The sequence below is a fragment of the Actinoplanes regularis genome, assembly GCF_900188005.1.
In the GTDB taxonomy this organism is placed as follows: domain Bacteria; phylum Actinomycetota; class Actinomycetes; order Mycobacteriales; family Micromonosporaceae; genus Actinoplanes; species Actinoplanes regularis.
The window spans coordinates 464,020-475,362 of sequence record NZ_FZNR01000004.1 but is presented as its reverse complement, the minus strand read 5'-3'; the positions used below and the strand labels follow the sequence as shown (position 1 = coordinate 475,362).

At 71.8% G+C, this 11,343-nt stretch carries 10 protein-coding genes; 6 read left to right on the top strand and 4 right to left on the bottom strand.

The annotated features are described in order from the left end of the window. Positions 1-90 precede the first annotated feature (90 nt). From CHC09_RS14580 to CHC09_RS14570, 3 genes are read right to left on the bottom strand one after another with little or no spacing between them, the layout of a single operon-like run. The gene (locus CHC09_RS14580) at positions 91-588 is read right to left on the bottom strand and encodes a hypothetical protein (protein ID WP_089293596.1); all 498 of its coding nucleotides are present in this window, start codon (positions 586-588) and stop codon (positions 91-93) included. 52 nt (positions 589-640) lie between these two features. Beyond that, positions 641-1,672, bottom strand: a complete 1,032-nt coding sequence (locus CHC09_RS48400; RefSeq protein ID WP_089293595.1) for a sensor histidine kinase — start codon at positions 1,670-1,672, stop codon at positions 641-643. Continuing rightward, positions 1,669-2,322 carry a response regulator transcription factor gene (locus CHC09_RS14570; RefSeq protein ID WP_089293594.1) on the bottom strand — a complete coding sequence of 218 codons (654 nt, stop codon included), beginning with the start codon at positions 2,320-2,322 and terminating at the stop codon, positions 1,669-1,671. Before CHC09_RS14570 ends, CHC09_RS48400 begins: the two co-directional genes overlap by 4 nt. A 130-nt stretch (positions 2,323-2,452) precedes the next feature. Here CHC09_RS14570 and CHC09_RS14565 point away from each other — a divergent pair, with 130 nt between their 5' ends. The 3 genes from CHC09_RS14565 to CHC09_RS14555 all read left to right on the top strand — a co-directional run bounded on the left by CHC09_RS14565 (position 2,453) and on the right by CHC09_RS14555 (position 7,808). Beyond that, positions 2,453-6,511 carry a SpoIIE family protein phosphatase gene (locus CHC09_RS14565; RefSeq protein WP_089293593.1) on the top strand — a complete coding sequence of 1,353 codons (4,059 nt, stop codon included), beginning with the start codon at positions 2,453-2,455 and terminating at the stop codon, positions 6,509-6,511. Continuing rightward, entirely contained in the window at positions 6,508-6,807 is a 300-nt protein-coding gene (locus tag CHC09_RS14560) for an STAS domain-containing protein (RefSeq protein ID WP_089293592.1), read from the top strand. The genes CHC09_RS14565 and CHC09_RS14560 overlap by 4 nt, the downstream gene beginning before the upstream one ends. A gap of 206 nt (positions 6,808-7,013) precedes the next feature. Next, positions 7,014-7,808, top strand: coding sequence for a DUF6807 family protein (locus CHC09_RS14555; protein WP_089293591.1), 795 nt, complete (start codon positions 7,014-7,016; stop codon positions 7,806-7,808). Positions 7,809-7,845: 37 nt separating this feature from the next. Here the strand turns inward: CHC09_RS14555 and CHC09_RS14550 are convergent, their stop codons facing one another. After that, complete coding sequence (locus CHC09_RS14550; protein WP_089293590.1) at positions 7,846-8,025, bottom strand: antitoxin; 180 nt, start codon at positions 8,023-8,025, stop codon at positions 7,846-7,848. A 188-nt stretch (positions 8,026-8,213) separates the two neighbouring features. Here CHC09_RS14550 and CHC09_RS14545 point away from each other — a divergent pair, with 188 nt between their 5' ends. The 3 genes from CHC09_RS14545 to CHC09_RS14535 all read left to right on the top strand — a co-directional run bounded on the left by CHC09_RS14545 (position 8,214) and on the right by CHC09_RS14535 (position 11,280). Beyond that, entirely contained in the window at positions 8,214-8,906 is a 693-nt protein-coding gene (locus tag CHC09_RS14545) for a hypothetical protein (protein WP_089293589.1), read from the top strand. A gap of 91 nt (positions 8,907-8,997) precedes the next feature. Beyond that, on the top strand, positions 8,998-9,582 hold the full coding sequence (locus CHC09_RS14540; RefSeq protein WP_089293588.1) for a hypothetical protein: 585 nt from the start codon (positions 8,998-9,000) through the stop codon (positions 9,580-9,582). A gap of 159 nt (positions 9,583-9,741) precedes the next feature. Then, entirely contained in the window at positions 9,742-11,280 is a 1,539-nt protein-coding gene (locus CHC09_RS14535) for a UxaA family hydrolase (protein WP_089293587.1), read from the top strand. The last annotated feature ends 63 nt before the right edge of the window (positions 11,281-11,343 follow it).

Sequence of the window (11,343 nt, the reverse complement as noted above, 5' to 3'; positions counted from 1 at the left end):
CGAAAGGCGGAAAGCCGAAGACCCATTCGCGGTACGACCGACCGGGTCCCGCCACCAGCCCTCGCGGGCCACGTCCCGTGCCCACCGCCCTCAGGAGCCCGGCGAACTCTTCGGACGGGGCATGTACTTGTCGCACTCCTGTCGCGCTGTCCGGAAGGCCACCGAGTCGGGGTCCGCGCCGAGCTTCCCCGCCTCGAGCCGGACGCTGCCGTAGGCGTCGGGGTCGGGGTACTTCTCGAATCCGTGCTCACGCATGCACTGCGACACCTGCCGGACCTTGTCGAGGTCCGCGGCGGGGATCGGGTGCTTCGGCCCCTCCCACGGGGCGTACTTCCGGCACGCCTGCTCCGCCTTGTCGAGCTTGCCCTGGTCGACGCCGTCGGGGTTGTGCACGGTCAGATTGCCCTCGGCATCCGGGTCGGGGAACCAGGTGAGGCCCTGGTCCCGCATGCACTGCGAGTACCGCAGGGCCGAACGCTCGCCGTCGCCGGCGCTCGCCTGCACCGCCCCGGGGCCGGCGCTCGCCACCGCCGGTTCCTCATCCTTGGAGCAGCCCGCTGTTCCGATAACGAAAAACAGCGTGATCACAGCAATAATCCTGGTATTGGTCGACATGCGTCATGTTCTACGCCCCGGCCGGTCACACCACGGGCACAGAAAAACGAACTCCGACCACCAGCCCGCCCTCCGGCCTGGCCCGCACGACCAGCTCCGCCGCATGCGCCGCGGCGATCGCCCGCACGATGGACAGGCCGAGGCCGTGATGCCCGTCCCCGGCCGTCCGGTCGAGCCGCTGGAACGGGTTGAGCAGCTGTTCCACCATCTCCGGCGGGACGCTCGGCCCGGAGTTGCTCACCGACAACCAGGAGAACGCCCCCTCGGTTCCGGTCACCACCCGCACCCATCCGTCCGGAACGTTGTAGGCCGTCGCGTTGTCGACCAGATTGGCCACCAGCCGCTCGACGAGAGCCGGGTCCCCGGTCGTCCACGCGGACCCGAGCTCGGCCTCGACCACGACACCCGGCCGCTCGCCCCGGACCCGCACCAGCACCTTCTCGGCCAGCCCCGCCAGATCGACGCTCTCCCGGCGATCCAGGCCGCGCTCGCTGGTCGCCAGGACCAGCAGCGACTCGAGGAGGCGGGCCTGCTGCTCACTGGCGACCATCAGCTCCGCGAACTGCGCCCGGTACGTCTCCACCGTCGCCTCCGGGTCGAGGACGGCCTCCTCCAGCAGCGCGTGTTCCAGCGTCAACGGGGTACGCAACTCGTGCGCCGCGTTGGCGACGAACCGCCGATGCGAGTCGAGCGCCGCCTCCAACCGGCCGTTCATGGCGTGCAGCGGCCGCAGCACCCGCCCGGCCACCACCCAGCCGAGCACCACCGAGACGGCCACCATCACGGCCAGCGCCACCCCGGACTGCACGAGCAGCCGATGCATGATCGCCGCCTGCTGCTCGGCGGCCAGCCCCCGGAGCGCCTCGGTGAGGCCGGCCGGCTCGCCCACCCCCACATAGGTGGTCACCGTCTCCCCCAGCCGGGACCTGCTCTGCGTCGACATCACGACGCTCGTCCCGCCGTGCGCGACCAGCAGGTAGGTGATGGCCAGCAGGCCGGCGCCGGAGACCAGGAAGAGCAGGCCGTACAGGACGGTCAGCCGCAGCCGGACGGTCATAGCCGGTACCCGGCCCGCGGCACGGTCTCGATCAGGGCCGGCTCGCCGAGCTTCGACCGCAACCGGTTCATGGTCGCCTTCACCGTCGTGGTGAACGGGTCGGTGGCCGCGTCCCACACCCGCTCCAGCAGTTCCTCCGCGGAGACCACCCGGCCCCGCGCGCCGAGCAGGTACTCCAGGACCGCCAGCTCCTTCGGGTTGAGCCCGATCCGCGTCCCGCCGCGGCTGGCGACCCGCTGGGCCGGATCGAACGTGAGATCACCGTGGGTGAGCACCGGCGGCAGGGCGGTCTGGGTGCGCCGGCCGAGCGCCCGGATCCGGGCCACCAGCTCGGGATAGGCGAACGGCTTCGGCAGGTAGTCGTCGGCGCCGATGGTCAGGCCGCGCACCCGGTCGGCGAGGGCACCGGCCGCCGTCAGCATCAGCACCCGGGTCCGCAGCGGTTCCCGCGTCAACTCGTGGCACACCCGGTCCCCGTGCACCCCCGGCAGGTCCCGGTCCAGGACCACGACGTCGTAGTCCACCTCCGCGGTACGCTCCAGCGCGACCGTTCCGTCGTACGCGATGTCGACCGCCATGCCCTCGCGCCGCAGCACCCGGGCTACCGACTGGGCGAGCCGCGCATGATCGTCGACCACCAGCACCCTCATCCGGCACACGGTAGGGAGGAGCCCGTCATCCGGCCGTCAACGCGGGGATCCGAGCACTTCCGCCCGGCGGGCGGAGCCGGTGGTGGATATCTTGAGGGTGACCCTGTTCCGGTGAGGGGAAGTCTGAACGGTGAGCGACGTCTTCGCAGCGGACGCCGAGGTCGGCCGCGACCTTGCCGCGGTCGATTGGAAGCGGACCCCGGTCGGACCGCCCGAGGGCTGGCCGCAGAGCCTGCGGACCGCGGTCAGCATCCTGCTGTCGTCACGGTTCCCGATGTGGATGGCGTGGGGCCCGGGGCTGACGTTCTTCTGCAACGCCGCCTACCGCCGGGACACCCTGGGCCGTAAGTACCCGTGGGCGCTGGGCCGCTCCGCCAGTGAGGTGTGGGCGGAGATCTGGGCGGACATCGGTCCGCGCGTCCAGAACGTGCTCGACACCGGCCACGCCACCTGGGACGAGGACCTGCTGCTGTTCCTGGAGCGCTCCGGCTATCCCGAGGAGAGCTACCACACCTTCTCCTACAGCCCGCTGCGCGACGACGACGGCGCCCTGGTCGGCATGCTCTGCGTGGTCAGCGAGGAGACCGACCGGGTGATCGCCGAGCGCCGGATGGCCACCCTGCGTGACCTCGGCTCCGATCCCAGCGTGGTGCGCACCGAGGACGAGGCCCTCGCCTTCGCGGCGCTGCAGCTCGAGGGCAATCGGCGGGACCTGCCCTTCACCGTGACGTACATCTTCGACGAGAACGGGCGGGCCCGGCGGCGTTCGTCGACCGGCCTGCCCCCGGGTCATCCGGTGGCGCCCGCGATCCTCGGCGACGACCACCCCTGGCTCACCGTGGCCGAATCGCGGCTGGTGCCGCTGGAAGGTCCCGGCCTGCCCACCGGCGACTGGCCGAAACCGCCCAGGGAGGCGCTGGTGGTGCCGCTGTTGCGGCAGGGCGACGCGCCGTACGGCTTCCTGGTCGCCGCCTTGAACCGCTACCGCCCGGCGGACGAGACGTACCGCGGCTTCATCGAGCTGATCGCCGGTCACCTGGCCGCCGGGATCGCCGGCGTCCGCAGCTACCGGGCCCAGCAGCGGCGCGCCGAGGAACTCGCCGAGCTGGACCGGGCCAAGACCACGTTCTTCTCCAACATCAGTCATGAATTCCGCACCCCGCTGACCCTGATCATGGGCCCGCTGGACGAGCTGCGCACCCGGCTGGACAGTGCCGATCCGGCGATCCTCGACGAGCTGGAGGTGATCCACCGCAACGGGCTGCGGCTCGGCAAGCTGGTCAACGCCCTGCTGGACTTCGCGCGCCTGGAGGCGGGCCGGATGCAGGCCCGGTACGAGCAGGTCGATCTGGCCGCCACCACCGCCGAGCTGGCCGGCGTCTTCCGCTCCGCGGTCGAGCGGGCCGGCCTGGCGTTCGAGGTCGACTGCCCACCGCTGCCCGAACCGGTGCTGGTCGACCGCGGCATGTGGGAGAAGGTCGTCCTCAACCTGCTCAGCAACGCGCTCAAGTTCACCTTCGACGGCTCGATCCGGGTCACCGTGCGGGCGGGGCGGGGCGAGGCGGTGATCACCGTCGCCGACAGCGGCATCGGCATCGCGCCGGAGGCGATGCCACGGCTGTTCGAGCGCTTCCATCGCATCGAGAACGTCCGCGCCCGCTCCAACGAGGGCAGCGGCATCGGGCTGGCCATGGTCAAGGAGCTGGTCGGCCTGCACCACGGCACGGTCAGCGCGGAGAGCACCCCGGGCGAGGGCACCACCTTCACCGTCAGGCTGCCGTTCGGCACCGCGCACCTGCCGCCCGACGCGATCGTCACCCCGGGCGAGGTGGCCCCCGTCCTGGCCGCCGCGAGACCGTTCCTGCAGGAGGCCGACCGGTGGTCGCCCGGCAGCCCGCCTCCCGGTCCGCGACCGGCCGGCCGGCCGGGTGGGGACGTGGCGGACATCGTGGTGGCCGACGACAACGCGGACATGCGGGAGTACCTCACCCGGCTGCTGTGCTCGGCCGGCCACCGGGTCGTCGCGGTCGGCGACGGGCGTCAGGCGCTCGACGCGGTCCGCACCGAGGCCCCGGACCTGGTGGTCAGCGACGTGATGATGCCCCGGATGACCGGCCTCGAGCTGGTCGCCGCGCTGCGCGGGGACAGTCGCACGGCCGGCGTCCCGGTGCTGCTGCTCTCCGCCCGGGCCGGCGCGGAGGCCTCGATCGAGGGGCTCGACGCGGGCGCCGACGACTACCTGTTCAAGCCGTTCTCCGCGGCCGAGCTGCTGGCCCGGGTACGCGCGAACGTGGAGCTCGCCCGGCTGCGCAACCATCACGCCCGCTGGCGTACCGCGCTGGTGGACTCGCTGCAGGAGGCGTTCTTCATCTGCGCCGACGACGGCGCGGTGATCGAGATCAACGCCGCGTTCACCGAGATCACCGGCTACGGCCCGGAAGGGCTCCCGTACGCGGCGGACCACCCGTGGTGGCCGGACCCGGAGATCGATCCGGAGGCGTACGCCGAGGTCATCGTGGCCTTCGACGTGCTGATGCAGCACCGGCAGGGCCGGTACACCGTCCCGCTCGTCCACCGCGACGGGCACCGGTTGTGGGTGGCGGCCGCGTTCAACCAGGTGCGGGACCCGGAGAGCGGCCGCCTGGTGATCGTCGGGACGTTCCGGGACGTCACCGACGAGCACTACGCGATCCAGCGGGAGACCGCCCTGGCCTCGCTGAGCATGCGGCTGTCCGAGGCCGACGACCTGGCCGACGCCCTGGCCGGGGCGTGCGACGAGCTGCGCGGATTGTGGCAGGCGTCGTATGTTCTGGCGGCGGTCTTCGACGGCGCCGATCCGCCCGCGCTGACCGTCACCGATCCGGAGATGACCTGGGAGAACGCCCCCCGGCAGCAACTGCTCTCGATCCGGGACCGCCCCATGCTGACCCCGGTCACCGAGCACACCACCGGCGCCGGGATCGCCCTGGAGCACCCGCGGGGCACCATGGTCCTCTGGGTCGGCTTCGGCAATCAGCGCCCGTTCACCGAGCAGGACCAGACCCTGCTCGCCCTGCTCGCCGGGCATCTCGGCCAGAGCCTGCGCCGGGTGCACCAGATCGACCAGCAGCGCGAGACCGCCCTCGCCCTGCAGCGCGCCATCCTCGGCCCGGACCAGCTGCCGGCCGGTTTCGCCGTCCGCTACGAGCCGGCGACCCGGCCGCTGAAGGTCGGCGGCGACTGGTTCGACACCGTCCCGCTGCCCGACGGTCAGATCGGCCTGGTGGTCGGCGACTGCGTCGGTCACGGCCTGCCGGCCGCCACCGTGATGGGCCAGCTCCGCTCCGCTTTCCGCGCCCTGCTGCTGCAGGATCCGAGCCCGGCCCGGGCGCTCTCCGCCCTCGACCGGTTCGCGGCGTTGCTGCCCGGCGCGAGCTGCGCCACGGTCTTCTGCGGGGTGCTCGACCCGGCCAGCGGCCACCTGCGCTACTCGGCGGCGGGCCATCCGCCGCCGATCATCGCCCACGCCGACGGCAGCACCGAGCTGCTCGATCAGGGCCGGTCCCGGCCGATCGCGATCCGGCCGCACGAGGCGCGACCCGAGGCGACCTTCGACATGCCGCCGCGCACCACCCTGCTGCTCTACACCGACGGCCTCGTCGAGCGCCGTCGCCGGCCGCTGACCGACGGCATCGACGAGGCCACCACCGCCGTCCGGCTGGGCCGCCGCACCCCGGTCGAGGACCTGGCCACCGAGGTGATGACCCGCCTAGCGCCGGAGGACGGCTTCGACGATGACGTGGCCCTGCTTCTCTACCGCCAGCCCGGCCCGCTGGAGCTGGAGTTCCCCGCCGAGTCGTCCCGGCTCTCGGCGATCCGCGCCGCCCTGCGCGGCTGGCTGGAGCGCTGCGGGGTGGACCCGGCCATCTCGCAGAACGTTCTCATCGCCGCCGGCGAGGCCTGTGCCAACGCCATCGAGCACGGCAACCGCGATCACGTCGGCGGGTTGATCCGGCTGCGCGCGGCCGCGACCGCGGACGCGCTGCGCCTGATCGTCACCGACAGTGGCCGCTGGCGGATCCCCTCTCCGGGTGACAGCCCGCACCGGGGTCGCGGCATCATGCTGATGCGGGCCTTCATGAGCGAGGTCCGCATCACCACCGGGGCCGCCGGGACCACCATCGACATGCAGACGAGGATCGCGACATGACCACCGCGCTCATGCTGACCACGTCCCGTGACTCCGACGGTGCTCCGGTGCTCACCGCGGCCGGGGAGATCGACATGAGCAACGCCGAGACGTTCGCCGCCGCGCTGGCCGCCGCCGTCCGGCCGGAGAGCCGGCCGCTGGTGGTCGACCTGACCGCGGTTGAATATCTGGACAGCGCCGGGCTGGCCGCGCTCTTCCAGCATGCCGACCGGATCGAGGTCGTGGCCGGCTCGCTGCTGACCCCGCTGCTGACCGTTTCGGGCCTCACCGATCTGACCGTCGTCCGCGGCCGCTGACCCGTCACGTGTGCGTTCATGTTCGGATACGCACAGTCACCTGAAGTGACCATTTGATCGCAGTCCATCCCGCGCTCGTTACGCACCCGTTAACGCGTGCGGCCTTGACGCATCCTTCAACCCGGGGTTGACTCTGCTTGCTCATGAGCGAACGCGTCGGAATTTGTGCGCTCCACATCGAGTCGGAACCTGCTAGGAGGAGCCGGATGCGTGCAGGCCTCACCGCTGGGCACTCGATCACCATCACCGTCGGCGACCTGCCCATCTGCACGTACGCCTACGGCGCCGCGCTGCCCCGGCTGGCGCGGCTCCGCACGCTCACCGGCGCTCCGCTCGCCTCGACCCTCACCTGGACCCCGCCGCACGCCGACCCGGGCCGCGCCGATCACCTGACGCTCACCGACCTCTCCGCCACCGCCTCCACCGCGACGGTCGCGCACCACCTGCGCTGGTCCGCCGTCGACGAATGGCGCTCCCTCACCGCCGCCCTGGCCGGCACCGACACCTGGCTCCTGCTCTTCGAGAACACCGTCACGAACGTCTCCGGCCGGCCACTCCCGCTGACCGGGCCGTCCCTGTCGCTGACCGGGACCACCACCGCGTCCAGCGCCGCCCGCACGGACTGGCGAGCGGCATACGACCCCGAGTTCACCCTCGTCGTCGTCGACGACACCGCCAACCTGCGGCACCCGCCCCGCTGGCCGAGCGGCCTCAGCCCGGCACCCTTCAGCACGGGTGCGGTCACCCTGGAGGCCGACCGCACCGTCGCCTTCCGGTACGCGGTCGTCGTCGCCCCCGGCGATCACGACCCCGGCCGCGCCTCCGCCCTGGCCGCCCTGGGCCGCGACGCACTGGCCGGCCCGCTCCCCACGGTCACCCGGGGTCACGTCTGTCGCAGCGAGCACCCGCGCCGCGGTCCGATCCACCGGACCCGGACACGCGTGCTCCTCCGGCAGTGCGAGAACCACGACGGCACCCCGCCGACGGCTTGGCCGGGATGAAGTCCCCCGATCGGGTCCCGGCGATCACGACCGGCCGCTACGGCCGGGTGTCGCCCTCTCCGGTGCGGCGCTGGGCCTCGTCGACGGCCTTGTCGATGTGGGAGGTGTACTTGCCACCGGTCCGGTCGTCGACCTGCTCGCCGGCCTTCTCGAGCAGCTTGTCGACCTGCTCGTCATGCTTCCCGACGAACTCCTTGGCCTTGTCCAGGAAACTCATCTTCCAACCCCCTCAGTGCTCCGACTGGCAGAGGATTCCCGCCCGGGACGAGCCGAAACCGCACGCCGCGTGGTGGGCACGGGACGCCCCGCTCATGGCGTACGGAATGAGAAGGGTGCGAGAATCGCCCGCGCCGCCGCCCTCTAGCATTTGCGGCGGTTCGGCACCCGGTGTGGAAACGAGGCGAAATGCGCTGGCTCCGAGGGCTCGGTAAACGCGGGATCCCGCTGGATCCCGCGCGGCAGCAGGAACTCCTGCGGGAGCTCCGGGTCCGGTTCGGGCCGCAGGCACCGGGCAAGCTCGGCGACCAGGTGGCGCGGGCGGCCGCCCTGCTCGACGGCCAAGACGGCGTCGCGGTGGCGGCGACCGTGCTGCGGGAGTTCGCCGACGGGGCGTACCGGGACTTCGCCGGGCAGAGCGCGGCACTCGGTCTGCCGACCGACCGGCGCAACTACCGGGCGTCGTGGGAGGCCGCGGGGAAGCGGTTGAGGTCGCCGCTGTTCGCGGCGCCGGCCGGCCTGCATCCGTACGTTCATGTCGCCGCGGCGGTCACGATCGTGGGCGAGCAGGCGGCCCAGACGGTGCGCGTTGTCCAGCCCGTCCCGCTGCTCTCGCACATGTTCGAGGTGCTCGACCTGACCCTCGCCGGCTGGGAGTTCGGGCGGGTCCTGGTCGACGTCGACGGCGCGACCCTGGCGGTGAATCTGATCACGGCGGCCACCGCGATCCGCGGCGAGATGTCCGACCCGCCCCCGCTGCCCCAGCCGGCCCGCACGCAGATGCGCAGCAACAAGAGCGTCAACGTGCTCGATCCGGCGGTCAGCCGGATCGTCGGCCAGTGGAACCCGGGCAAGCAGATGCGGGAATATCTGCTGGCCTGATCGCCGGCTTTCCTCAGCTCGGGATGCCGCGGACCGATGTTCGCGGCAGTCCACGGAGGGAGGAAACATGGTGCAGGAAGCACCTCGTCGGGTGCCAGCGCGCTCCGACTTCTGGCGACCCCAGGATCAGATCCTCAACGATCTGATCGAAAAATGCATCGAACAGGCACATCGCCGGAAATGGGAGAGCGGCGACCTGGCCGCGTTCTACGGTGGCGGCCTGATCCTGATGGTTCTTGCGGTGATCATCGCGGTCGGCACCGGGAATCCGCCACTGGCCTTGGCCGTGGTGGTCGTACTGGGCGCCGTCGGCCTGATGTACACGGGGCTGAACACCCCGCCGCCCACAGTGGACCCGCTGCGGATCCTCGAGGTGCTGGGTGGTCCGGGCAACCTGCCCGCCGGCTATCTGGTGTACGCCGGGGCGTGGCGGGCCGGGCTCCGGGAGTACCTGGCCGACGTCAGCGACCGGCAGCTCGCGGTCGCGGCCCGGCTGTGCCGGGAGCATCCCGGCTCGGTGGCCGACCTGATCCGACTGGTCGTCGCGGCGGAGCACCACGTGAACGAGCACGCATACGCCCGTTCGGTCTCCGACGTCGAGGTACTCCGGTTCGCGCACAAGGTCACCCTCGAGTGGGCCGAGCGAGCCCCGATACCGATGCTGCAGTCCAGCTGAACAACATGACGATGAGGCCCGGTCCTGTACAGGACCGGGCCTCATCGCGTTCTCCCCTCGTTCCGGGCCGGCGGACACGTCTCGACTGACGCCCGGAACGCATGCCAGGATGTCGATGCAAACGTTCCCACAATTTTCACGGACCGGGGAAGGCATCTCATGTCGGAGCACGCCGACCTGCGCGATGTGGCGCTGCTGCTGCGGGACGGCGACGACGTCGCCGTCGCCACCGAGGACCTGGCCGAGGGCCGCACGCTGCGGCACGCCCGCGGCGTCCTCACGGTCGCCGGCCGGGTGCCGCGCGGCCACAAGATCGCCCTGCGGGACCTGGCGGCGGGCACCCGGATCCACAAGTACGGCCAGGTCATCGGCCAGGCCACCGCCGTGATCCGGGCCGGCGACCACGTGCATGCGCACAACCTCGGCATGGACGCCGTCGACCACGACTACGAGTTCGGCACCGGGCTCGTCACGATCACGCCGGCCACGCAGATCCGCACGTTCCAGGGTTACGTGCGGGCCGACGGCTCGGTCGGCACCCGCAACTACGTCGGCATCGTCACCTCGGTCAACTGCTCCGCCTCGACCGCCCGGATGATCGCCGACCAGTTCCGCGGCCCGATCCTGGACGCCTATCCGCAGGTCGACGGCGTGGTGGCGCTCTCCCACGACTCCGGCTGCGGCATGGTCCCGGCCAGCGAGGGCGGCCGGATCCTGCGGCGCACCCTGCGCGGGTACGCCACCCACCCGAACATCGGCGGCCTGCTCGTGCTCGGCCTCGGCTGCGAGATGCTCGGCGTGCAGACGCTGCTCGCGGAGCTGGACGCGCCCGCCGACACCCTGATCGAGCGGATGACCATCCAGGAGAGCGGGGGCATCCGGGCCACGGTCCGGGCCGGGACCGCCGTCGTCCGCACCATGCTGGACCGGCTCGACGAACGCCGCCGCGAAGCCGTCCCCGCGTCGAAACTGGTGCTCGGGCTCAACTGCGGCGGCTCCGACGGCTACTCCGGGATCACCGCGAACCCGGCGCTCGGCCACGCCTCCGACCTGCTCGTCGCGCAGGGCGCGACGACCGTGCTGGCCGAGACGCCGGAGGTGTTCGGGGCGGAGCACCTGCTCACCCGGCGGGCGGTGAGCCGGGAGGTCGGGCAGCGCCTGCTCGACCGGATCGCCTGGTGGCACAAGTACGTCGAGGCCGGCGGCGGCACCCTGGACAACAATCCGTCCCCGGGCAACAAGGCCGGCGGCCTGACCACGATCCTGGAGAAGTCGCTGGGCGCGGTCGCCAAGGGCGGCGCGGCGCCGCTGACCGCCGTCTACGAGTACGCCGAGCGGGTCACCGAACCGGGCTTCACGTTCATGGACACCCCGGGCTACGACCCCGTCTCGGTGACCGGGCTGGTCGCCGGGGGCGCCACGGTCGTCTGCTTCACCACCGGCCGCGGCTCGGTCCTGGGCGGCAAACCCGCCCCGGTCATCAAGATCGCCACGAACTCCGAGATCTTCCAGCGGATGCGCGAGGACATGGACCTCGACACCGGCGGCATCGTCACCGGCACCACCACGATCGAGGCCGCCGGCGAGCAGATCTTCGAGACCGTCCTGGCCGTGGCCTCCGGGCAGCTCACCGCCAGCGAGGATCTCGACCTCGGACGCGACGAGTTCGTCCCGTGGCAGCTGGGAGCGGTGACCTGAGCACCCGGATCGCGCCGCGAACCTGAGAGGCTCAGCCGTCGCACAGCATCGACCGCCGACGAT

Bases quoted from the DNA above. Each gene is read 5' to 3' on its own strand.
- CHC09_RS14545 (WP_089293589.1), top strand. From the start codon at position 8,214: ATGCGCTGGCTCCGAGGGCTCGGTAAACGCGGGATCCCGCTGGATCCC.
- CHC09_RS14535 (WP_089293587.1), top strand. From the start codon at position 9,742: ATGTCGGAGCACGCCGACCTGCGCGATGTGGCGCTGCTGCTGCGGGAC.
- CHC09_RS14570 (WP_089293594.1), bottom strand. From the start codon at position 2,322: ATGAGGGTGCTGGTGGTCGACGATCATGCGCGGCTCGCCCAGTCGGTA.
- CHC09_RS14555 (WP_089293591.1), top strand. From the start codon at position 7,014: ATGCGTGCAGGCCTCACCGCTGGGCACTCGATCACCATCACCGTCGGC.
- CHC09_RS14560 (WP_089293592.1), top strand. From the start codon at position 6,508: ATGACCACCGCGCTCATGCTGACCACGTCCCGTGACTCCGACGGTGCT.
- CHC09_RS48400 (WP_089293595.1), bottom strand. From the start codon at position 1,672: ATGACCGTCCGGCTGCGGCTGACCGTCCTGTACGGCCTGCTCTTCCTG.
- CHC09_RS14550 (WP_089293590.1), bottom strand. From the start codon at position 8,025: ATGAGTTTCCTGGACAAGGCCAAGGAGTTCGTCGGGAAGCATGACGAG.